The organism is Campylobacter concisus, from assembly GCF_002913765.1.
GTDB classification, from domain to species: Bacteria; Campylobacterota; Campylobacteria; order Campylobacterales; family Campylobacteraceae; genus Campylobacter_A; species Campylobacter_A concisus_BB.
The window spans coordinates 1-22,922 of sequence record NZ_PPCH01000017.1; the positions used below are offsets into that span (position 1 = coordinate 1).

27 protein-coding genes are annotated in these 22,922 nt (G+C 40.0%); 26 read left to right on the plus strand and 1 reads right to left on the minus strand.

Annotated features, from left to right (window positions below):
- The coding region (locus tag CYO89_RS04600) for a fumarate hydratase (protein ID WP_181001886.1) at nt 1-332 on the plus strand (332 nt) is incomplete at its 5' end.
- Nucleotides 329-949 (plus strand): L(+)-tartrate dehydratase subunit beta, encoded by a 621-nt coding sequence (gene ttdB / locus CYO89_RS04605; RefSeq protein ID WP_103597299.1) that lies wholly within the window; start codon nt 329-331, stop codon nt 947-949. The genes CYO89_RS04600 and ttdB, both read left to right, overlap by 4 nt.
- A 150-nt stretch (nt 950-1,099) precedes the next feature.
- On the opposite strand, the gene polA is transcribed toward ttdB, so the two are convergent.
- A complete protein-coding gene (polA, locus tag CYO89_RS04610) occupies nt 1,100-3,736 on the minus strand; it encodes a DNA polymerase I (protein ID WP_103597300.1) in 2,637 nt (878 codons plus the stop codon).
- A 175-nt stretch (nt 3,737-3,911) separates the two neighbouring features.
- On the opposite strand from polA, the gene obgE reads away from it, so the two are divergent.
- The 24 genes from obgE (at nt 3,912) to CYO89_RS04730 (ending at nt 22,837) form a co-directional block, all read left to right on the plus strand.
- Nucleotides 3,912-4,970 carry a GTPase ObgE gene (gene obgE / locus CYO89_RS04615; RefSeq protein WP_103597301.1) on the plus strand — a complete coding sequence of 353 codons (1,059 nt, stop codon included), beginning with the start codon at nt 3,912-3,914 and terminating at the stop codon, nt 4,968-4,970.
- A gap of 46 nt (nt 4,971-5,016) precedes the next feature.
- Nucleotides 5,017-5,352 (plus strand): GDP-mannose dehydrogenase, encoded by a 336-nt coding sequence (locus CYO89_RS04620; RefSeq protein WP_103597302.1) that lies wholly within the window; start codon nt 5,017-5,019, stop codon nt 5,350-5,352.
- Between the two features lie 16 nt (nt 5,353-5,368).
- Nucleotides 5,369-6,274 carry a methionyl-tRNA formyltransferase gene (gene fmt / locus CYO89_RS04625; RefSeq protein WP_103597303.1) on the plus strand — a complete coding sequence of 302 codons (906 nt, stop codon included), beginning with the start codon at nt 5,369-5,371 and terminating at the stop codon, nt 6,272-6,274.
- 16 nt (nt 6,275-6,290) lie between these two features.
- Nucleotides 6,291-7,079 (plus strand): bifunctional hydroxymethylpyrimidine kinase/phosphomethylpyrimidine kinase, encoded by a 789-nt coding sequence (gene thiD, locus CYO89_RS04630; RefSeq protein ID WP_103597304.1) that lies wholly within the window; start codon nt 6,291-6,293, stop codon nt 7,077-7,079.
- A gap of 1 nt (nt 7,080) precedes the next feature.
- A complete protein-coding gene (locus tag CYO89_RS04635) occupies nt 7,081-7,716 on the plus strand; it encodes a biotin--[acetyl-CoA-carboxylase] ligase (protein ID WP_009294349.1) in 636 nt (211 codons plus the stop codon).
- On the plus strand, nt 7,713-8,495 hold the full coding sequence (locus CYO89_RS04640; RefSeq protein ID WP_103597305.1) for a ParA family protein: 783 nt from the start codon (nt 7,713-7,715) through the stop codon (nt 8,493-8,495). The genes CYO89_RS04635 and CYO89_RS04640 overlap by 4 nt, the downstream gene beginning before the upstream one ends.
- A 15-nt stretch (nt 8,496-8,510) precedes the next feature.
- Entirely contained in the window at nt 8,511-9,371 is an 861-nt protein-coding gene (locus CYO89_RS04645) for a ParB/RepB/Spo0J family partition protein (protein WP_021084955.1), read from the plus strand.
- Nucleotides 9,372-9,466: 95 nt separating this feature from the next.
- A complete protein-coding gene (locus CYO89_RS04650) occupies nt 9,467-9,889 on the plus strand; it encodes a FoF1 ATP synthase subunit B' (RefSeq protein ID WP_002939425.1) in 423 nt (140 codons plus the stop codon).
- Between the two features lie 9 nt (nt 9,890-9,898).
- Nucleotides 9,899-10,411: a F0F1 ATP synthase subunit B gene (locus tag CYO89_RS04655; protein ID WP_012001332.1), complete on the plus strand. Its 513-nt coding sequence runs from the start codon at nt 9,899-9,901 to the stop codon at nt 10,409-10,411.
- Nucleotides 10,411-10,941 (plus strand): F0F1 ATP synthase subunit delta, encoded by a 531-nt coding sequence (locus tag CYO89_RS04660; RefSeq protein ID WP_103597306.1) that lies wholly within the window; start codon nt 10,411-10,413, stop codon nt 10,939-10,941. Before CYO89_RS04655 ends, CYO89_RS04660 begins: the two co-directional genes overlap by 1 nt.
- A 14-nt stretch (nt 10,942-10,955) precedes the next feature.
- Nucleotides 10,956-12,473, plus strand: coding sequence for a F0F1 ATP synthase subunit alpha (gene atpA / locus CYO89_RS04665; RefSeq protein ID WP_009294343.1), 1,518 nt, complete (start codon nt 10,956-10,958; stop codon nt 12,471-12,473).
- Nucleotides 12,474-12,482: 9 nt separating this feature from the next.
- Nucleotides 12,483-13,370, plus strand: a complete 888-nt coding sequence (gene atpG / locus CYO89_RS04670) for an ATP synthase F1 subunit gamma (RefSeq protein WP_002939426.1) — start codon at nt 12,483-12,485, stop codon at nt 13,368-13,370.
- Nucleotides 13,371-13,381: 11 nt separating this feature from the next.
- The gene (gene atpD, locus CYO89_RS04675) at nt 13,382-14,779 is read left to right on the plus strand and encodes a F0F1 ATP synthase subunit beta (protein WP_002939420.1); all 1,398 of its coding nucleotides are present in this window, start codon (nt 13,382-13,384) and stop codon (nt 14,777-14,779) included.
- 18 nt (nt 14,780-14,797) lie between these two features.
- Nucleotides 14,798-15,187 (plus strand): ATP synthase F1 subunit epsilon, encoded by a 390-nt coding sequence (gene atpC, locus CYO89_RS04680; protein ID WP_002939398.1) that lies wholly within the window; start codon nt 14,798-14,800, stop codon nt 15,185-15,187.
- Complete coding sequence (locus CYO89_RS04685) at nt 15,188-15,772, plus strand: MotA/TolQ/ExbB proton channel family protein (RefSeq protein ID WP_009294341.1); 585 nt, start codon at nt 15,188-15,190, stop codon at nt 15,770-15,772.
- The gene (locus tag CYO89_RS04690) at nt 15,773-16,171 is read left to right on the plus strand and encodes a biopolymer transporter ExbD (RefSeq protein WP_021093459.1); all 399 of its coding nucleotides are present in this window, start codon (nt 15,773-15,775) and stop codon (nt 16,169-16,171) included.
- 1 nt (nt 16,172) lies between these two features.
- Nucleotides 16,173-17,117 (plus strand): TonB C-terminal domain-containing protein, encoded by a 945-nt coding sequence (locus CYO89_RS04695; protein ID WP_103597307.1) that lies wholly within the window; start codon nt 16,173-16,175, stop codon nt 17,115-17,117.
- A 14-nt stretch (nt 17,118-17,131) separates the two neighbouring features.
- Nucleotides 17,132-18,388 (plus strand): Tol-Pal system protein TolB, encoded by a 1,257-nt coding sequence (gene tolB / locus CYO89_RS04700; protein ID WP_103597308.1) that lies wholly within the window; start codon nt 17,132-17,134, stop codon nt 18,386-18,388.
- Nucleotides 18,389-18,452: 64 nt separating this feature from the next.
- Complete coding sequence (locus CYO89_RS04705; protein ID WP_002939415.1) at nt 18,453-18,959, plus strand: OmpA family protein; 507 nt, start codon at nt 18,453-18,455, stop codon at nt 18,957-18,959.
- Between the two features lie 21 nt (nt 18,960-18,980).
- Nucleotides 18,981-19,823 carry a tetratricopeptide repeat protein gene (locus tag CYO89_RS04710; protein WP_103597309.1) on the plus strand — a complete coding sequence of 281 codons (843 nt, stop codon included), beginning with the start codon at nt 18,981-18,983 and terminating at the stop codon, nt 19,821-19,823.
- Nucleotides 19,824-19,878: 55 nt separating this feature from the next.
- Nucleotides 19,879-20,463, plus strand: a complete 585-nt coding sequence (locus tag CYO89_RS04715) for an FKBP-type peptidyl-prolyl cis-trans isomerase (RefSeq protein WP_258032535.1) — start codon at nt 19,879-19,881, stop codon at nt 20,461-20,463.
- Between the two features lie 9 nt (nt 20,464-20,472).
- Complete coding sequence (gene fabD / locus CYO89_RS04720) at nt 20,473-21,402, plus strand: ACP S-malonyltransferase (protein ID WP_103597311.1); 930 nt, start codon at nt 20,473-20,475, stop codon at nt 21,400-21,402.
- Nucleotides 21,399-22,082, plus strand: a complete 684-nt coding sequence (locus tag CYO89_RS04725; protein WP_103597312.1) for a 5'-methylthioadenosine/adenosylhomocysteine nucleosidase — start codon at nt 21,399-21,401, stop codon at nt 22,080-22,082. Before fabD ends, CYO89_RS04725 begins: the two co-directional genes overlap by 4 nt.
- Entirely contained in the window at nt 22,079-22,837 is a 759-nt protein-coding gene (locus tag CYO89_RS04730; protein ID WP_103597313.1) for a tRNA 2-thiocytidine biosynthesis TtcA family protein, read from the plus strand. Before CYO89_RS04725 ends, CYO89_RS04730 begins: the two co-directional genes overlap by 4 nt.
- Nucleotides 22,838-22,922: the final 85 nt, after the last annotated feature.

The window sequence follows — 22,922 nt, forward strand, 5'->3', positions numbered from 1 at the left end:
TAGTTGGTGTTGGCGTGGGCACTTCGATCGACGTAGCGTCCTTGCTTTCTAAAAAGGCGCTTATGAGGCCTTTGGGCTCTAAAAATCCAAATGAACGCGCTGCATTAACTGAAAAGCTACTCGAAGAGGGCATAAATAAAATCGGCCTTGGACCACAAGGTATGAGCGGTGTAAGCTCTGTAATGGGCGTGCATATCGAAAACTGCGCTCGCCATCCAAGCGTCATAGCTGTCGCCGTAAATGTGGGCTGTTGGTCGCACCGCAAAGGCCACATCATCTGGGACGCAGATCTAAATTTTGACGTAAAATCGCACAAGGAGTTCGCGCTATGAGTAAGAAAATTTTAACTACGCCAATAAGCGCCGAGGATCTTTCAAGCATCAAAATCGGCGACGTGATCTATCTGACGGGACACATCGTCACCTGCCGCGACGTGCCGCATAGACGCGTAGTGGAGGAGGGTAGGGAGCTGCCACTAGATATCAAAGGTGGTGCGATCTTGCACGCAGGGCCGATCATCAGAAAAACAGAAGATGGCGGTAAGGAGGGCTTTGAAATGGTCTCGGTTGGGCCTACGACTAGCATGAGGATGGAGAAATTTGAGCGAGAATTTATCGCAAAAACTGGCGTGCGTCTCATTGTGGGCAAAGGCGGCATGGGGGAAGGCACGATGAGCGGTTGCAAGGAGTTTGGCGCTATTCACTGCGTATTCCCAGCAGGCTGTGCAGTGGTGGCCGCAACGCAGGTTGAAGAGATCGAGAGTGCGGACTGGACGGAGCTTGGTATGCCTGAGACTCTTTGGAAGTGCCGTGTAAAAGAGTTTGGCCCGTTAATAGTCTCGATAGATGCGCACGGAAACAACCTTTTTGAGCAAAATAAGGTTAAATTTAACGAGAAAAAAGACGAGGCTTTGGCTGAAATTTTACCACAGGTAGGGTTTATAAAGTAGGTAAATTTAGGCTTGATAGCTTATAAATGCGCTTTAAAATTTACGTTAATTTAAAGCGCATTATTTATCGCAGCTTCTAAAATCTCTCTAGTTTTTGCTGTGTGACTGATGGTAAAAAACTATCGCTACTCTCGTTAGCCAAAATTTGCTCTACTTTAACTCGCCCCAGTTTTTCGCGATATTTAGCGATGTTTTAAGCGGCACATTTAACGTGTAAATTTCCTCCATCGTCTTTTGTGTCGCCTTGCCAAATTCCTGCGCAAATTCGTCTTTTACTTCAAAGATCAGCTCGTCGTGGATCTGAAGCAACATACTCGCTTTTTCATCTAAATTTGCTCTAACTTTTACCATCGCCATCTTAACTAGATCTGCCGCAGAGCCTTGAAAGACCGTATTTACCGCTTCACGCTCAAACATAGCTATTTGCATAGGTGTGGCACTTTTAAAGTCAAAGTAGCGCTTTCTGCCAAGTAGCGTCTGCACAAAGCCATCGTTTTTGGCTGAAATTTTTATGCTCTCCAAAAACTCTTTGATCGTCGCAAACGCCTTAAAATAGCGCTCTATATACTCTTTTGCTTCGGCTCTTGTGATATTTACTTGATTTGCCAGCTTGCTTGAGCCCATGCCGTAAATGAGACCAAAATTTATGCTCTTTGCCACGGCTCTATTTTGCCCGTCGCTGCTTCCAAATATGCTAATAGCCGTCCTTGCGTGGATATCCTCATCATTTTTAAACGCTTCAAGCAGCGCAGGATCACGGCTAAAGTGAGCTAGCAGTCTAAGCTCGATCTGGCTGTAGTCAAGCCCCACAAAGCTATATCCCTCGCGCGCCTCAAAGCACTCTCTGACATCCTTTGCGAGGCTGCCGCGTGCTGGGATATTTTGTAAATTTGGATTTTTACTTGAAAGCCTGCCAGTGCTCGTGCCAGTTTGCAAAAAGCTCGTATAAATTCGCGAGCCCTCATCCTTTTTCGCAAGTGCTAAAAGTGGCTCGCAGTAGGTGCTTTGCAGTTTATATAGCTCGCGGTAAGCTAAAATTTTCTCTATCACTGGATGAGCGTCCGTAAGCTCAGCTAGCACGCTCTCATCGGTGCTATATCCTGTTTTTGTCTTCTTTTTGGTTGGGAGTTTTAGGTGTTCAAAAAGTATGACGCCAAGCTGTTTTACGGAGTTTATGTTGAAATTTTCGCCACTTAGCTCGTAAATTTCACTTGTTAGTGCCTTTAGTTTGGTGTCGTTTTCAAGGATGAGCTTTTGCATCTTAGCTTCATTTATCTTGATGCCGTTTTGCTCCATGTCAAAGAGCGTGAGGATGAAAGGAAACTCGTGCGTATCGGCAAGGGCTAGTAAATTTTTATCAAGCGTGTTTAAAAAAGTTTTATAAAATTTAAGCGTTATCCAAGCATCCTCGCTCGCGTATTTAGCAGCATTTTCTAGCGGCACATCGCCAAAAGTCTGCCCCTTTTTGACCACATCTTCAAATTTGATCGTGTCGTAGTCATAAAGTCTCTTTGCCAGCGCGTCCATGCCCACACTTGAGTTTGGATCGCTAAGCCACGCAAGTATCATCGTGTCTTTAAAATTTGCTGGTGGGTTGAGCCCAAGGTTGTTTTTCACGATCTCAAAGTCATATTTTAAATTTTGTCCGATCACGCAGCCTTTATAAATTTGCCCTACCGCCCAAGTGGCAAATTTTAGGTCGATTTGTTTTGGCGCGCCTAGGTAGTTGTGAGCCACTGGCACGTAGTAGGCGTCCTCGTCGTTAAAGCAAAAGCTAAAACCAACGATCTTTGCGCTCTTGCTATCAACGCCCGTGGTTTCGGTGTCAAAGGCGACGATGGTCTCTGGTGTGACGCTAGAGAGCAGTTTTTCGATGCTTGCCTCATCAAGTAGTAAATTTGCTCTAAAGCCAAGCTTAAATTCAGCATTTTCTTCTTTTTGCAAGCTCTTAAGAAGCCTGTTTAGATCGTATTCTTTTAAAATTTCTGAGATATTTATCAAAGGATTTTGCTCTGGAAATTTAGACTGCTCAAGATCAAGCGAAGTGATCGCGTCATCAAAGAGCGTGGCTAGTTTTTTGCTCAAAAAGGCCTCGTCTCTTGCGGCTGCTAGCATATTTTTGGTGCGCTCGTTTCTAATAAGGGCTAAATTTTCATAAATTCCCTCTAAGCTGCCATACTCGGCTAAAAGCTTCTTAGCTCCCACTGCGCCGATACCTTTGACGCCTGGGATGTTGTCTGAGCTGTCTCCAGCGATCGCTAAAAAGTCCCTCACCTGAGCTGGATAGACGCCATACTTTTCAAAGCAGCTAGCGCTATCGTGGTCGATCTTGCTTTGTGGGCTGTAGATGCTCACTTTGCCGTCTTCTATGAGCTGGTAAAGGTCCTTATCATGTGTGACTATTCGCACAAATATATCTTTATCTTTGCAAATTTTAACCGCACTTGCGATGATGTCATCAGCCTCGTAGCCCTCACGGCTAAGGCTGTAAAGCCCCATTTTTTCTATCATATCTATACAAACTGGCAGCTGCTCTTTTAGCTGAGCTGGCGGCTCGCTCCTGTTTGCCTTGTATTCGCCCAAAATTTCATGGCGCAGGGTCTTGCCCTTGCTGTCGAGTGCGAAGATGAGGTAGTCGCTTTGGTACTCATCTTTTAGGCTCGCTATGAAATTTGCAAAGCCGCTTATCATGCCACTTGGTTTGCCCTCTCTGTTTTTAAGCCCACTCATAGCGTAGTAAAGCCTAAAAAAGAAGCCAAAAGTATCAATAATCGTAAGTGTTTTCATTCTCTATCCTTTTGCACCATTTTATGAAATTTAGGCAAAAATTTGGCTGATTTTCTAAATTTATCAGATGCTAAAAGCAAAGTGAGATTTTAAACGCAAAACAAATTTTAATCATTTAAAAGATATAATCTCGCCTAAAATTCAAACTAAATAATAGATAAATTTAAGGTAAAAAATGTTTATAGATAGCGTGAAATTAACCCTAAGCTCAGGGCATGGCGGAGCTGGTGCAGTAAGTTTTCGCCGCGAAAAGCACGTCATTTTAGGCGGTCCAGATGGCGGAGATGGCGGTGACGGCGGAGATGTATATTTTGTCTGCGACAACAACACCCACACACTAGCAAACTACAAGGGTAAAAAGGCGATGAGAGCGAGCGATGGCGAGGCTGGCATGGGCAAAAGAATGACTGGCAAAAAGGGCGAGAGCCTAGAGCTCATCGTGCCACCAGGAACGGCAGTCTATGACGCACATACAAATGAGCTACTTTGCGACATGGTAGAAGAGGGGCAAAGGACGCTATTTTTAAAAGGTGGCAAGGGCGGACTTGGAAATTTTCACTTTAAAAACTCTATCAACCAAGCTCCAGAATATGCTCAAAAGGGCATGCCAGAAGAGAGTGTAGAGGTCAGGCTCGAGCTAAAGCTGATAGCTGACGTGGGACTTGTTGGCTTTCCAAATGTGGGCAAATCAACCCTTATCTCAGCCGTCTCAAACGCCAAACCACAGATAGCAAACTATGAATTTACCACGCTTACACCAAAGCTCGGACTTGTTGAGGTCGATGAGTTTAGCGGCTTTGTCATGGCTGACATCCCTGGTATCATAGAGGGAGCAAGTGATGGACGCGGCCTTGGCGTGCAGTTTTTAAAGCACATCGAGAGAAATAAAATTTTGCTTTTCATGATAGATAGCGCAAACTACAGAAGCATGAGCGAGCAGTTTAGCGTGCTAAAAGAGGAGGTTGCTAAATTTTCAAGTGTGCTTGCTAGCAGGGACTATGCTATCGCTATCACTAGAGTCGATGCGGCTGAAAATTTAGATGAAAATATAAAAGAATTTATGAAAAGTATAAATTTAGAGCCAAATCAAGTTGGTAAATTTATCTATAAGCAAGACCTATACAGCTTTGACGCGAAAAAACCATACTTTGTTTTGCCGATCTCTTCAGCGACAAATGAGAACATCGACGAGCTTAAATTTGCACTGCTTGAGCTACTTAAAAAAGAGCTTTGAGTTGCGACTTTTTGGCACTTTGAACTTAGAAATTTAAGAGTATAAAATGAAGAAAATTTTTTACATTATGCTATTTTGTCTTGGTGCATATAGCTGTGATCCAGCGGATCCAATATATATGTTTTTAGATTTTAATGACATAGATCGTGACGGCACGCTAAATTTAGATGAGTGGAGAGCATGTAAGGCACCGTCTGAACTAAAAATAGCGCCAGATCTATGCACTAGTGATGAATTTAAAAGGCTGGATCTTGATCGTAGTGGCAAAGTTAGCGTTAATGAGCTAAGAAATTTAGTATTGCAAAAGATTAGCTGGCAGAAAGATCCATGCGCCTCTTGGCCGCCAAGCAGCAAAAACGCAGATCAAAATAAAAGTCGTTGAAATTTAAAGGAAAGTGATGAATGTAGTTTTTATGGGGACGCCTGATTATGCTGTTAGGATACTTAGGCACCTAAAAGAAGCTGGCTTTAATATAAAAGCGGTCTTTACCCAGCCTGATAAACCAGTTGGCAGAAAGCAAATTTTAACTCCAAGCGAGGTCAAAATTTACGCACAAAATGAGCTAGTAGGCGTGCCAGTCTTTACCCCAAATACGCTAAAAGATGAGGCGGTGGTTGCCGAGCTAAAGGCATTTGAGCCTAAATTTATCGTGGTGGCAGCTTATGGCAAAATTTTGCCTAAGAGCGTGCTTGACGTGGCGACTTGTATAAATTTGCACGCCTCGATCTTGCCAAAATATAGAGGCGCAAGCCCCATTCAAAGCGCGATCCTAGCAGGCGAGAAGCAAACTGGCGTCACAGCTATGCTAATGGACGCTGGGCTTGATACTGGCGATATGCTAGACTTCATCTACACGCCCTGCGAGAGCAAGATGTCAAGCGAGCTTTTTAGTGAGCTAGGCGAGCTTGGTGGCGAGCTAATCGTAAAAGTGCTTAAAAATTTTGAAAATTTAAAGCCGCAAAAGCAAGATGAGAGCAAGGCCACGCACTGCAAAAAGATAAGTAAAATCGACGGGCTTTTTAGCTTTGATGAAGAGGCGGGGCAAATTTATAATAAATTTCGTGCGCTCACACCTTGGCCAGGGCTTTATCTGGCAAGCGGACTAAAAATTTTATCACTTGAGCTAAGCGAAAAAAGTGGCAAAAGCGGAGAAATTTTAAGCGTAGAAAAGGACCACGTCGTGGTAGCTTGCAAGGGTGGAGCGGTTAAAATTTACGAGCTTCAAGAGCCAAGCAAAAAGCCAACAAACGCAAAAGCATATATAAATGGTAAGCGCCTAAGCGTTGGCGATGAATTAAAATAAATTTAAAGGAGCGGTTATGAAAAATGCGCTAAGTATAGCAGGGGTTGATCCAAGTGGCGGAGCTGGAGTTCTAGCTGATATAAAGGTATTTATAGCACACGGCGTATATGCGATGGGAGCGATTACGGCAGTCACTGCTCAAAATACAAAGGGCATATTTGGCATGCAGTTAGTTGAGCCAAAGCTCATCGAGGATCAGATCAAGGCGATATTTGATGATATAAGAGTTGATGTGATAAAAATAGGCGTTGTCCCAAGCGTTGAGATCATCAAAAGCGTCGCAAAAACGCTAAGAGAGATCAAAAATTTACCGCCAGTCGTGCTAGATCCTGTAATGAGCTGTAAAAATGGCGACATCTGGCTAGAAGGCGCGGCAAAAGATGCGATCGTGGAGGAGCTTTTTCCGCTTGCAAGCGTGATCACGCCAAATATCTTTGAAGCGCGCGAAATTTTAAAGCGTGAGCTAAAGGGCGAGGGCGAGCTAAAAGAGGCTTGCAAGGATCTTTTGAAATTTGGCACAAAGAGCGTTTATCTAAAGTGTGGCGAGATAGAAGGCAAGTCGCTTGATATATTTTATGATGGCAAAGAGTATGAAATTTTTAGCGACGAGCGCATAAAAACGACCGCGACACACGGCTCAGGCTGCTCACTATCAAGTGCGATCGCTTCAAATTTAGCAAATGGGCTTAGTCTAAAAGAGAGCGTGAAAAATGCGCATGATTATATCTTTAACGCTATCAAAAACGCGGTCATCATCGGCGGCGGACAAAATCCGGTAAATCACTTCTATAAATTTAAGGTGTGATTTGAAAGTAGAGTTTTTTCAAAGTCTGCCTTCGACGCAGGAATTTTTGATAGAAGCCCTAAAAAACGGCGAGATAAAGCCTCCGCACATGATCGTAGCGCACAATCAAACTAAAGGAGTCGGCAGCCGTGGCAACAGCTGGGAGGGGCTTGGCGGAAATTTATTTATGTCATTTTGCATAAGCGAAGATGAGCTGCCAAGCGATATACCTCCGCCCTCGATCTCGATATATTTTTCTATGCTGATGCGTGAGGTCTTGAGCGAACTTGGCTCAAAGTGCTGGCTAAAATGGCCAAATGATTTTTACGTAGATGAGCGTAAAATAGGTGGCACTTTGACAAATAAAGTGGATGAAATTTACATTTGCGGTATGGGGATAAATTTAGCTAGTGCGCCCGAAAATGCTGGCATTTTGGATATCAAAACTAGCGTAGATGAGCTAGTTTGGGGCTTTGTTAGCATGCTTGATAAAAAGATTTTATGGAAGCCAATTTTTAGCAAATTTAGGATAGACTTTTGCAAGTCAAAAAGTTTTATTACGCATATTGCAAATAGAGCTGTTTCGCTTCAAGATGCTGAAATTTGCGAGGATGGAGCGATATTATTAAACGGGGAAAAGGTATATTCGTTAAGATGAGCGAGATAATAACAATAGCTAACCAAAAAGGCGGCGTTGGCAAGACCACAACGGCCGTAAATTTAGCCGCATCACTGGCGGTTGCTGAGAAAAAAGTATTATTAATAGACATCGATCCACAGGCAAACGCGACGACTGGACTTGGTTTTAGCAGAAGTGACTACGAGTTTAACATCTATCACGTCTTAACAGATAGGAAAAAGCTCTCACAAATAGTGCTAAAAACTGAGATCCCAACGCTTTTTATAGCTCCGTCAAACATCGGACTTGTCGGTATCGAGCAAGAATTTAACGATCAAAGCAAAGACTATAAACTAATCCTTAAAAACAAAATTTCAGAAGTTGTAGATGACTATGATTTTATCATCATCGATAGTCCTCCAGCACTTGGTAGCATCACGATAAATGCTCTTAGTGCAAGTGATAGCGTGATCATCCCGATCCAGTGCGAATTTTACGCACTTGAGGGCTTGGCGCAGATCCTAAACACAGTTAAGATCATCAAAAAAACGATAAATCCAAAGCTAAACATAAAGGGCTTTTTACCGACTATGTTTAGCTCGCAAAATAATCTCTCAAAAGAGACTATTGCAAATTTAAAGCAGCATTTTGAAAATAAGCTCTTTAAAAGCAAGGACGGCAAAGAGGAATTTGTAGTAGTCCCAAGAAATGTAAAACTTGCTGAAAGCCCAAGTTTTGGTAAGCCGGTGATACTTTATGATATAAAATCACCAGGCTCGATCGCATATCAAAATTTGGCATATTGTATTTTAAACTAAAAAATAAGGAAAAAAATGGCGAAAAAAGGTGGATTAGGGCGCGGACTTAGCGCGATACTTGAAGATGTAGAGCAGGCCTACAGCAAAGAGATCGCAAATTTAAACGACTCTGAGATAGTCGAAGAGATAAATATAGATGAAATTTTACCAAACCCTTACCAGCCAAGGACGCATTTTGACGAAGAGGCTTTAAAAGAGCTAAGTGCCAGCATCAAAAGGCATGGACTAATACAACCAATAATCGTCATCAAAAAAGATGACGGCTATATGCTAATAGCTGGTGAGCGTAGATACCGTGCTACAAAGATGCTCGGAGCAAGCAAGATAAAGGCGATCATCGCTGATATTAAGTCTCAAAATTTAAGAGAGCTTGCGCTTATCGAAAACATACAACGTGAAAATTTAAATCCAATCGAACTTGCAAAGTCATATAAAGAGCTCATAAACGAGTATAAGATCACACAAGATGGCCTAGCAAACATCATCCACAAGAGCAGAACTCAGATAACAAATACGATGAGGCTTTTGCTGCTTAGCGACTACACGCAAAGACTTTTGCAAGAAGATAAGCTCACGCAAGGCCACGCTAAAGTCATCGTAGGACTTAGTAGCGAAGAAGAAAAAATGGTTGTTGATACGATCATCGGACAGAAACTAAGTGTTAGAGATACAGAAATCTTAGTAAAAAAGATAAAAAATAAAGAAGAAGTAAAAGAGCCAAAACCTCAAATTTCAGAAGAAATGAGCAAAAAATTATCAAATTTACAAGAAATTTTTAAAAATTTAAAGATAAAAACAAAAGTAAAATCTAAAAATTTAATATTAGAATTTAGCGATATTTCGCAGGTAGAAGAATTTATCGCTAAGCTAAAATAGAATTACAAATTTATTTTTATTTTTAGTAATTTATTGTAAAATCAGACTTTGATTTGAATATTAAATAAAACTTAATAACAAAATAAGGAGAGTGGATGTTAGAAATAGATGTGCCATTGATGCTTTTAACGGCTATCGTTTTCTTTGTCTTGATCGCCATTTTAAATCCTTTGCTATATAAGCCAATGCTTAAATTTATAGATGACAGAAATGCCTCTATAAAAAATGACGAAGAGAGCACTAGCAAAAATGCAAGCGACTTAAGCGTTCATGAAAAAGAGATCGAAGAGATCATACAAAATGCAAGATCTGAGGCTAACAAAATAAGACAAGAAGCCTTAAATTTGGCAAAAGAAGAGTCTTTAAAAGAGATAAATGCAGTAAAAAGTAGTTTAGAGGCTGATTATAATGAGTTTTTAAACGCTTTAAGCTCTCAAAAAGATAGCCTAAAGGCAGATCTATCAGCTAAACTACCTGAGCTTAGAGCAGCTTTAAATGCTAAGCTCTCTAAAATTTAAAGGAAATTTATGAAGATAAAAATTTTATTTTTTCTAGCACTTCCATTTCTAGCATACGCTAGCGAGCATGGTGGAACAAACTACGACATAGTCGAGAGAACGCTAAACTTCTTACTTTTCTTTGCTATTTTGGTCTATTTTGCTGCTAAGCCATTAAAAGCTCTTTATCAAAGCAGGATCGATAGGATCGCAAATAAGCTTGAGAGTATCCAAGAGAAGCTTCGTGAGTCAAAAGCTAAAAAAGATGACGTTTTAAAGCGTGTTGAAGAGGCTAAGCAAAATGCAAATGCTCTAATCGAAACTGCGAAAAAAGAGGCTGTAAATTTAGCTGCTAAAGTTAAAAAAGAGGCTCAAAACGATATCGCAAATATCGAAAAAGGCTACAAAGAGCAAAAAGAATTTGAAGAGCGCAAGATGACAAAAGGCGTTGTAAATGAAATTTTGAGCGACATTTTCTCAAGTGATAGCCTAAAAGTCGATCAAAAAGAGCTTGTAAATATCATACTTAAAAAGGTTAGCTAATGAATGAAGTAGTAGCTAAAAAATACGTAAAAGCGATCTTAAGCGACGTAAAGTCTAATGAACTTAATGCGTTTGTTGAAAATTTATCAGAGCTAGCTGCTGCTTTTGCTAGCGATAAATTTAAAAGCATTATAAGTTTGCCGACATTAAAGGCTTCACAAAAGGTTGAATTTGTACTGTCTTTGGTTAAAAATCAAGATGCTAAATTTGCAAATTTTATAAAGCTTCTTGGTGCAAACAAAAGACTAGAACTTATACCTGCGATACTAGATGAGATGAAGATAGAGCAATCTTTGCTTGAAAATACATATTGCGGCGAAGTTGTTGGAAATTTTGATCTAAGCGCTGAGCAACTAAAAGCTTTGGAAGAGAATTTCTCTAAGAAATTTAACTCTAAGATCAAGCTTGATGGCTCAAAGAGCGATTACAACGGTGTAAAAGTTGAGTTAGACGATTTAGGTGTCGAGGTAAATTTCTCTATTGACAGATTAAAAAGTCAAATGAGTGAATATATATTAAAAGCAATTTAAAAAGGAGTGAAAGCGTGAGTGCAAAAATTAAAGCTGACGAAATTAGCACGATAATCAAAGAGCGTATTGAAAATTTTGATTTAAGTGTTGATGTAGAAGAGACCGGTAAAGTCATCTCAGTCGCTGATGGCGTTGCTAACGTTTATGGTTTGAAAAACGTTATGGCTGGTGAGATGGTTGAATTTGAAAGCGGCGAAAAGGGTATGGCTCTTAACCTTGAAGAGAGCAGTGTTGGTATAGTTATCCTTGGAAAAACTAGCGGCATTACAGAAGGAAGCTCTGTAAAAAGACTTAAAAAACTTCTACGTGTGCCAGTTGGCGACGCATTGATCGGCCGTGTTGTAAATTCACTCGGTGAACCAATCGACGCAAAAGGTCCAATCGAAGCTACTGAATCTCGCTTCGTCGAAGAAAAAGCAAAAGGTATCATGGCAAGAAAAAGCGTTCATGAGCCACTTCAAACAGGTATCAAAGCTATCGACGCACTTGTGCCAATCGGTAGAGGCCAAAGAGAGCTGATCATCGGCGATCGCCAAACTGGTAAAACAACAGTTGCTATCGATACTATCATCAACCAAAAAGGTCAAGATGTCATTTGTATCTATGTAGCTATCGGTCAAAAACAATCAACCGTTGCTCAAGTCGTTAAAAAACTTGAAGAATATGGCGCTATGGACTACACAATAGTTGTAAATGCTGGTGCTAGTGACGCAGCTGCGCTTCAATACCTTGCACCATACGCTGGCGTAACAATGGGTGAATACTTTAGAGATAACTCTCGCCACGCGCTAATCATCTATGATGACTTGTCAAAACATGCGGTTGCTTACCGTGAGATGTCTTTGATCTTAAGAAGACCACCAGGTCGTGAAGCTTATCCAGGTGACGTTTTCTACCTTCACTCAAGACTTCTAGAAAGGGCAAGTAAGCTAAATGACGCGCTAGGCGCTGGATCTTTGACAGCTCTGCCTATTATCGAGACACAAGCGGGCGACGTTTCAGCTTATATCCCAACAAACGTTATTTCTATTACAGATGGTCAAATTTTCCTTGAGAGTGACCTATTTAACTCAGGCATCCGCCCAGCGATCAACGTTGGTCTTTCTGTATCTCGTGTCGGTGGTGCAGCTCAGATCAAAGCTATCAAGCAAGTTTCTGGTACGTTAAGACTAGACCTTGCTCAGTACCGCGAACTACAAGCCTTTGCTCAGTTTGCAAGTGACCTTGACGAGAGCTCAAGAAAACAACTAGAGCGCGGACAAAAGATGGTTGAAGTACTAAAACAACCTCCATACTCTCCACTTCCAGTTGAGAATCAAGTAGTTATTATATTTGCTGGTGCTAAGGGCTATTTAGATGATGTTGCAACTGCAAATGTAACAAAATTTGAAGCAGAGCTATATCCATATATTGAGGCAAAATACCCTGAAATTTTTGAGCAGATCAGAACCAAAAAAGTTCTTGATAAAGAAGTAGAAGAAATTTTACATAAAGCGTTGAAAGATTTTAAAGCGACTTTTGCCGCTAACTAGGGCTAAGATATGTCAAATTTAAAAGATATAAAACGAAAGATCAAGAGCGTCCAGAATACTCAAAAGACGACGCGTGCGATGAAGCTTGTCTCTACAGCAAAGCTTCGCAAAGCTGAAGAGGCTGCACGCTACTCTAGAGTTTACGCACTTAAGATCAATGAGGTTTTATCAGAGATAGCTTATAAGATCAATCAGTACGCTTCAGTTATGACTGAGAGTAAATTTTTCAACACAACAAAAAGTGTAGAAAAGGTTGATATTATATTTGTTACCGCTGATAAAGGGCTTTGCGGTGGCTTTAATGTCCAGACCATAAAGACAGTTAGGCGCATGATCGATGAGCTAAAAGCCAAAAAGATCAAAGTTAGACTAAGAGCTGTTGGTAAAAAAGGCATTGAATTTTTCAATTTCCAAGGCGTTGAACTACTTGAGACTTATGTCGGAGCTAGCTCTTCTCCTACTTATGAAAAAGCTCAAAAGATCATAAAAGACGCTATTGATGACTTTACAAACGGCATAACAGATAAGGTTGTGCTAATACACAATGGCTATAAAAATATGATTTCTCAAGAGATTAGAGTAAATGATATTGTGCCTATTGAGCCGTCTAAGATAGTTGCGGTTGAGACAAATTCTTTGATGGAATTTGAGCCAGAGGACAACTATACTAAGATTATGGATGAATTGCTCAATAAATATTTTGAGTATAGTATGTATTATGCTTTAGTTGACTCTTTGGCGGCTGAGCACAGCGCTAGAATGCAAGCTATGGATAATGCAACAAACAATGCTAAACAACGCGTCAAACAGTTAAATCTTGCTTACAACAAAGCAAGACAAGAGTCTATTACCACTGAGCTTATCGAGATCATCAGTGGTGTTGAATCAATGAAATAAAAGGAGTATGAATGAAGGGTGTTATTAGTCAAGTTATGGGCCCTGTGGTCGATGTTGACTTTAATGACTACTTGCCGAAGATCAATGAAGCTATCGAAGTTTTCTTTGAGGTTGAGGGCAAGAAACATAAACTAATATTAGAAGTTGCTGCTCACCTAGGTGATAATAGAGTTAGAACGATCGCTATGGATATGAGCGAGGGTCTGACTCGTGGCTTAGAGGCTAAAGCGCTTGGTGCACCTATAAGTGTGCCAGTTGGCGAAAAAGTTTTGGGTAGAATTTTTAACGTAGTTGGCGATTTGATCGACGAGGGCGAGGGTATAAATTTTGATAAGCACTGGTCTATCCACCGCGATCCTCCTCCATTTGAAGAGCAAAGCACGAAGAGTGAAATTTTCGAAACTGGTATCAAGGTAGTTGATCTTCTAGCTCCTTATGCAAAGGGTGGTAAAGTTGGTCTATTTGGTGGTGCTGGTGTTGGTAAAACGGTTATTATTATGGAGCTTATCCACAACGTTGCATTTAAACATAGTGGTTACTCTGTATTTGCAGGCGTTGGTGAGAGAACTCGTGAAGGAAACGACCTTTATCACGAAATGAAAGAAAGTAACGTTTTGGATAAAGTTGCCTTGTGCTATGGTCAAATGAACGAGCCACCAGGAGCAAGAAACCGTATCGCGCTAACTGGTCTTACAATGGCTGAGTACTTCCGTGATGAGATGGGACTTGACGTTTTGATGTTTATCGATAACATTTTCCGTTTCTCTCAATCAGGTGCAGAGATGTCAGCTCTACTTGGACGTATCCCGTCAGCTGTTGGTTATCAGCCAACTCTTGCAAGTGAGATGGGTAAATTCCAAGAGAGGATCACATCAACCAAAAAAGGTTCGATTACCTCTGTTCAAGCTGTTTATGTTCCAGCTGACGACCTTACAGACCCGGCTCCTGCAACTGTTTTTGCTCACCTTGATGCTACGACAGTTCTTAACAGATCGATCGCAGAAAAAGGTATCTATCCAGCTGTTGATCCGCTTGATTCAACATCAAGAATGCTCGATCCTCAAATTTTAGGAGCAGATCACTATAAAGTAGCTCGCGGCGTTCAAGCTGTGCTTCAAAAATATAAAGACCTTCAAGATATCATCGCTATCCTTGGTATGGACGAGCTTAGCGAAGAAGATAAGCTAACAGTTGATAGAGCAAGAAAGATAGAGAGATTCTTATCTCAGCCATTCTTCGTTGCTGAAGTATTTACAGGTAGCCCTGGCAAATACGTAAGTCTTGACGAAAATATCGCTGGCTTTAAGGGAATTTTAGAAGGTAAATATGATCATCTACCAGAAGCAGCATTTTATATGGTTGGAAATATAGATGAGGCTTTAGCTAAAGCTGAGAAACTTAAGGCTTAAATTTAAAAAGGAAGCGTAATGGATAAATTACATTTAGAGATCGTAACTCCTCAAGGTCAGATATTTAATGATGACGTGAGTAGTGTAGTGCTTCCAGGTAGCGAGGGTGAGTTTGGTGTTTTGCCAAACCACGCCTCATTAATATCTCTTTTAAAAGCAGGTATTATAGATATAGAAGATAAGCATAAAAAGCATGATGTAGTTGCTATTAACTGGGGCTATGCAAAGATCGATGAGGGCAAAGTAGTTATATTAGCTGACGGTGCGGTCTATGTTTCTGGCAATAGTGAAAGCGAGCTTGCAAATTCATTAGAAGCTGCTAGAAATTTGATAGAGAGTATGAGCAGTGATACAAATGCTTTTGCAGCAACTATATCAAAAATGGAAAATGTAGTGAGAGCAAGATAAGTGGGCGGAATAGATATATTTTTAAATTACATTCAAAGAAGTAGTTTTATTACAATTATAGTTTTAACTTGGTTGTCAATATATTTTATAGTTAGTTTTACAATTCTTTTTTCAAGAATGGCTGGCATAGGAGCTTGGCAAAAACGCGAGCAAAATGCGCTTGAAGCACTACTTATGGGCGCTAAGAATATACCAAATGACTCGTCTTTAAAGAAATGCGCAAGCGGTAGAATTTCAAAAGAAAAGCTAAATGTCTGCATAAGCATTGCAGAAAAGAATGCTACAAGTGGGCTTACATGGCTTAGCGTAATAGCTTCTACTTCTCCTTTTATCGGTCTTTTTGGAACAGTTGTATCTATCTTGGAGACATTTTCGCAGCTAGGAAATGGCGCAGGTTCATCTCTTGGAGTTATAGCCCCAGCTATCTCTGAAGCACTTGTTGCGACAGGTTGTGGAATTTTTGTTGCCATCCCAGCATATACATTTAACTTGCTTATAAAAAGAAAAGCTTACGAACTAATGAGCGTTATCGAGCGTCAAGCTGACGTTATGATAGCACTTAAAAAAGATGATGAGACGTTATAGATGGCTCTTAAATTTGACGACGAAACACCAGAGCTAAACATAACGCCTCTTGTTGATATCATGCTTGTTTTGTTGGCTATTTTAATGGTTACAATGCCAACTATAACATATCAAGAAGATATAACATTACCAGATGGCTCAAAGGCAAAGACATCTACATCCAAACAAAAAGATCTTATAGTCTCTATAAATGCACAAGGACAAGTTAGGATAGATCAAAGTATAATGAGCCTCGCTGAACTTCCAGATAATATTGCGCTGATGAGTGCAAAATATGACAAAACCTCGCCTATATACATAAAGGCTGATAAAAATTTAAAATACGATGATGTTATGTTTGTATTAAAGACTTTAAAAGGTGCTGGTTTTAATAAAGTAGCTTTAGAGACAAACGGTTAAGATGCCTAATAAAGTTAAATTTCCAACGCTTAGTTCGTTTTTTGTAGCGTTTTGTATTTACATTATCATTGTGCTTGCTTTGTTTATAAAGCTTACTTTTTTTAGCGAACCTCCTAAAAAATATACTGATGACAAAGATGCTATTATGGATGTAGTTATGGTTGATAGAGAAGTTGATCAAACCATAAAAGCGCCAAAACAAGCAAAAGATGTTGTAAAAGAGACCAAACCAGAACCAAAAAAAGAGTCAGAAGAAGATAAACAAGAGACCACAAATAAGCCTGTTGTGCCAGATGAGCCATTGCCAACTCCAAGCTTGCCAACTCCTCCAAAAGAAGAGCCAAAACCTGAGCCTAAAAAACCAGAACCAAAGCCTGAAATCCCAAAACCTAGCGAAGAGCCTAAAGAGGATGTCAAGCCAGAGCCTAAACCTACACCAAAGCCAGTTGAAAATCCAAAACCAAAAGAGCCAAATATAAAAGATCTCTTTAGCGATATAGACTCTACTAAGCTTAAAAAAGATGATGGTATAAAAAAGGCTGAAAATAAAGTGCAAAGCCGCAAAAAAAGCGAGGCTTCTAGCTCAAAAGCTGCAAAAGAGGCTAGCGATATTATAAAGAGCCTTAAGATCGATCAAAATCCAACCGCACCAAAATCGCAAATGACTGGTACTTATGATCCATTAAAGGGAGCCATAACAAAGCAAATTCAAAGAAGATGGCAAAGCTATAAAGCTGACTCTGCAAATATAGCTAAGGTGAAATTTATGATAGATCAAAGTGGAAATTTCAGCTATGAAATTTTGGAACTATCGTACAATGAAGAATTTAATGCAAAGGTAAAAGAGTGTTTAGAAAAGCTTACAAGGGAAAAATTTCCATTTAATCCAAACAAAAGCACTACTTTTGATTTAGATTTAGAAGATAGAATAGACCAAAAATTATAATTTACGGAGTAGAGATGAAGAAAATTTTTCTTTTTTTATGCGTTGCTCTAGGGCTTTATGCTGCTGATGCGACCATATCTGTTGTAAACCAAGGTGTTGCTTTGCCAAAGATTGCTTTGCAAGATGCAACTACAGCTGTTAGTGATGCAGGTTTTAAAGATAAATTCTTTAAGATCATGCTAGGCGACTTGAAAGTTAGCTCTGACTTTGAAGTTATCGAAGATCACATGCCTTCAACTTACGAGGGAACAGCAGCTACAAATACTATGAGCGACAAAGGTGTTGAGCTTATCTTTAGATATGCTCTTGAAGGTTCTATGAACTCATCTCTTACTTTAAGAGTAAAACTCATAGATGCAAAGACTGCAACTACAAGGTATGAGAGAGTCTATAACATGCCAGATGGTGCGAAATATCCATTTTTGGCACATCAAAGTATAGTTGAGCTAACAAATGAGCTAAAATTACCACCAGTTGGCTGGATGGAGAAATTTATCATCCTAGCAAAATACACTTCAGCTCGCCAAAGCTCTATTATAGTGGCTGATTACACACTTACATATCAAAAGACAATCGTAAGCGGTGGTCTAAACATCTTCCCTAAATGGGCAGGCGCTGATCAGAGTAAATTTTACTATACATCTTATGTAAATAACAGACCAACTTTGTTTAGATATGACCTAAATTCAGGCACAAAAACAAAGATAATAGATAGTATGGGTATGCTTATAGCATCTGATGTTAGTAAAGATGGAAGCAAAATTTTATTAACTATGGCTCCAAAAGATCAGCCAGATATTTTCATTTATAATACAGGTAGCAAAAAATTAACTCAGATCACAAACTATCCAGGCATTGACGTAAATGGAAATTTCGTAGATAACGACAGTAGAATAGTTTTTGTCTCAGATAGACTTGGATATCCAAATATCTTTGCGACACCTGCAACTTCAGGTGGAAGCGTCGAACAAATGGTATTTCATGGCAAAAACAACAACTCAGTAAGCACTTTTGAAAACTATGTAGTTTATTCAAGTAGAGAGGCAAGTGGTGGCTTTAATATCTATCTAATCTCAACTCAGACTGATTTTATCCGTCAGCTTACAGCAAATGGTAAAAATAACTATCCAAGATTTTCAAGTGATGGTCAAAGTGTCGTCTTTATCAAGGAGCTTGGCGGTCAAAGCTCACTTGGAGTTGTTAGATTAAATGAGAATAGAAGTTTTCAATTTCCACTAAAGGTAGGTAAAATTCAATCTATTGATTGGTAATATTCTGGTAATATTTAAAAAAAATATGTTATAATTCGACCAAATTTTTCAAAAAGGATAAGGAATGAAAAAAGTAGTTCTAGCAAGTGTTGCAGTTGCAACTTTATTGTTGAGCGGTTGTAGCTCTAAAAACCCTGAAGTTGATATGAATGCAAATTCAAATCAATCTGCAGATAACTCAGGTAGCATGAGTGATGCTGATAGATTAGCAGCTCTTATCGCTAACATCGAGAGCCAAGTTAAAAGTGTATACTTTGACTTTGATAAATTTAATATCAAAGCTGACCAACAAGGTGTTGTTAGCTCAAATGCATCAGTATTCAACCAAGCTGACGCTCAAGCTCTTTCTATAAAAGTAGAAGGTAACTGCGACGAGTGGGGTACAGATGAGTATAACTATGCTCTTGGTCTAAAACGTGCTAAAAGTGCTAAAGACGCTCTTGTAAGAAATGGCGTTAGCGCTGATAGAATCGCTGTAGTAAGCTTTGGCGAAAGCAACCCAGTTTGTACAGACAAAACAAAAGCTTGCGACGCTCAAAACAGACGTGCAGATTTCAAAGTACTTCCTTAATCTGTAAGTAATTAAGTAATAATGAATAAAAAAATAATCATTGCGGCTCTTCTTGGAGCCGCTTTCTCTATAGGTTCAGCTCAAGAAGTTTCAGCATTTGACGCAGGTAATATGGATAGCGCAAATCCATATGGACTAACAGATGATGAAAAGGCAACTCTAAGCAACAAAAGAAGCGTTCAAAATATTGAAGAAAACATGGATAATGTTTCAGAACAACTTCAAGGCTTGCAAAGCTTGATCGAGAGTATGAGTGCTAGGATGAATAAACTTGAGCAAAGAATGAACGATATCGAAACCAAAGTCAATGGCGGGATAAGCGATTCTGGTGTAAGTTTGACATCATTAAAAGCTTATGTTGATGAGACTAGAGATATACAAGATAAAAACTATAAAAATATTACTGCTGCCTTAAATAAATTAGGTGCGATAATGGATAAAAATGCTGCTCAATCAAAGCAAAATGCAAATCCAAAACAACAAAATAAGCCAACTTCAAATTTTAGTGGCAAAAGCGACAAGGACATTTTAGCTGATGGCATTAAACTTCTAAATTCGGGCAATGCTGCAGAAGCTGCTGAATATTTTGAATACTTAAATAAAAAAGGCTATAAAACTGGTGCTTCAAATTATTATCTAGGTGAAGTTGCTTATAGTCAAAAATCATACAGCACAGCCATACAATACTATAAAAAAAGTATACAAAGTGAAGATAAGGCTGACTACACTCCAAAACTTTTGTATCACACAGCTATAAGCTTTGATAAGATCGGTGATACTCAAAGTGCCAACAGGTTTTATAAGGCTTTAAAAGTAGGCTATCCAGATAGCAAAGAAGCCAAAGCCGCTCCTAACAGAAACTAAAATTTACTCTTTTTTAGATATAATCTCACATTAATCAAAACTAAATTCCAAGGAGATTATTGTGAGTAAAGATCAAGTTATAACAATGTTTTATGAGCTAAAAGACGCTAATAGTGGCGAAATTTTAGAGTCAAATATGCAAGAAGGTGGTCAAATTTCTTTTATTACAGGACATGGCCACATTATAGAAAAGCTTGAAGAAGAAGTTAGCAAATTAAAATCAGGCGACAAAGCTACTATAAACATTCAGGCTGCTGAGGGTTGTGGCGAATACAATAAAGATGCCATTCAATCACTTCCAAAAGAGCAATTTGCTGGTATAGACCTACATGAAGGCATGGAGCTTTTTGGTCAAAATGAAGATGGTTCAAGCGTTCGTGTCATTGTTAAAGAGATCAAAGATGATGAAGTAACAGTTGATTTTAACCACCCATACGCTGGCAAAGATTTGCTATTTAATGTTGAAATTTTGGAAGTTAGAGATGCGACTGATGATGAAAAAGCAACCGGCATGGTAGCAGGCGCTCACACTTGCGGTTGTGGCGGACACGATCATGATCACGAGCATGAGTGCTGCGGTGGTCACGGACATGGCGAAGGTGGTTGCGGTTGCGGTGGTCACGGACATCACCACCACTAAGAAGCCAAAATGAAAAAATTTGCTTTTATTTTTGCGGGTCAAGGCTCGCAAAGTGTTGGCATGGGGAAAGATTTTTATGAAAATTTCTCTTCGGCAAAACTTTTATTAAATGACGCTTGCAACGATACAGGCATTGACTTTGAAGAGCTTTTATTTACGCAAAATGACAAGCTAGATAAGACAGAATTTACTCAGCCTGCCATCGTTTTAAACTCGCTTATGAGCTATCTAGCTTTTAGTGAGCGCATAAAAGCTAAGCCAGAGTTTAGCCTAGGTCACTCGCTAGGAGAATTTACAGCCCTTGCGGTTAGTGGTGCGTTTAGCTTTGTTGAAGCGATTAGACTTGTAAATTTACGTGGTAAATTTATGCAAGAGTCCTGCATTGGCAAAGATGCTGGCATGATGGTGGTGCTTGGACTTAGCGATGAAGTTGTTGAGGGGATTTGCAAAGAAGCTCACGATGAGGGCTTGCAAATTTACGCTGCGAACTACAACTGCGATGGTCAGATAGTTGTAGCTGGCGTGAGGGCTGACCTTGCTAAATACGAGGCAAAATTTAAAGAAGCAGGCGCAAAAAGAGCTATGCTTTTAAATATGTCAGTAGCTAGCCACTGCCCGATACTTGAGCCAGCTAGTGTTAAACTAGCAAATGAGCTTGAGGGCGTTTTGGCTGCGAATTTTGCTCCAGTCGTTTCAAACGTAAATGCAAAAATTTATACTGATAAAAACGAAGCGCTAGTTCTTTTAAAAGAGCAGCTAACGCATCCAGTTCGCTACAAGCAAAGCATCAAAAACTACGAAAACGAGGTTGATTGCTTTATCGAGCTAGGTGCTGCGACACTTAAAGGCATAAACAAAAAGATCACGGAAAAACCAACATACAGCGTCACTGACATGGCGAGCCTTGAAGAGGTTGTGAAGATTTTGGAGGAGAGATGATAGCGATACTTGGAGCGATGCAAGAGGAGATAACGCCGATCCTTGAGATGGTTGGCGAGTATAGAACTACCGAATATGCAAATAATAAATTTTACGAGGCAAACTACAAAGGCAAAGACCTAGTCATCGCCTACTCGAAGATCGGCAAGGTAAATGCGGCGATAACTGCGACCTTGATGATAGAGAAATTTAAGGCTTCAAAACTGCTTTTTACTGGTGTTGCTGGCTCACTTGATGAGAGCTTAAAGATAGGCGATATGCTATATGCCACCAGCCTTGCGCAGCACGACCTTGATATCACGGCGTTTGGTCATCCATACGGCTTTGTGCCAGGGACAAGTATCTTTGTTAAGAGCGATGAGGGTCTAAATGAGCTAGCTAAAAATGTCGCTAGCAAAAAGGGTATGAGCCTAAATTCAGGTATCATCGCAACTGGCGATCAGTTCATCTGCGACAACGAGAAAAAAGAGTGGATCAAAAAGATATTTAACGCAAGTGCTACCGAGATGGAGGGTGCGAGCGTTGCGCTAGTTTGCGAGACGCTTGGCGTGCCATTTTTCATACTTAGAGCCATCAGCGACGGAGCTGGCGAGGAGGCGGAGTTTGACTTTGATAAATTCTTACAAGACTCAGCAAATGTCAGCGCTAAATTTATCCTAGAAATGGTGGAGAGCTTATGATAGAGCTTAGCAAGAGACTGCTTAGGCAAGTTGGTCAGACAAACGCTAGATATAAGATGATAGAGGGCGGAGATAAGATCTTGCTTGGTCTTAGCGGCGGCAAAGATAGCCTCGCACTCGCTCACGTGCTAAAGCACATCCAAAACGTCACGCCTGAGAAATTTGAGTTTAAGGCGGTGACGCTAAGCTACGGCATGGGCGAAGACTACGCATATCTTACCAAGCACTGCAACGAGCATGGCATAGAGCACGAGGTGATCGATAGCTCAATTTTTGAAATTTCAAAAGAGAAGATCCGCAAAAATTCTAGTTTTTGCAGCTTTTTCTCGCGCATGAGAAGAGGGTATCTCTACACCTACGCGCTAAAGCACGGCTTTAACAAGCTTGCGATCGCTCACCATTTAGACGATGCAGCCGAGAGCTTTTTTATGAATTTTACATACAATGGCGCGCTTAGGACGCTTGCTCCAAAATACAGAGCCAAAAATGGCATTGTCGTGATCAGACCATTTATCTTTGTGCGTGAGAGACAGCTTCGCGAAAATGCGATCAAAAATGAGCTAAGAGTTGTTGGCGATGAGGCATGTCCTGCGATGAGATTTGACGTGAAGATGCCACACGCTAGATATGAGACCAAGCAGCTTCTAGCAAATTTAGAAAAAGAAAATCCAAAGCTCTTTACATCGCTTAAAGCAGCATTTGAAAACATCCACACAGATACATTTTTTGGCATCAATGAAGGCAGTGAAGAGTAAATTTAACTCTTCATTTTTGCCCTTTTGAGCTAAATTTGAATAACTAAAATTCTATTTTAACAAAAACCAAAGTATTAAAAATAAA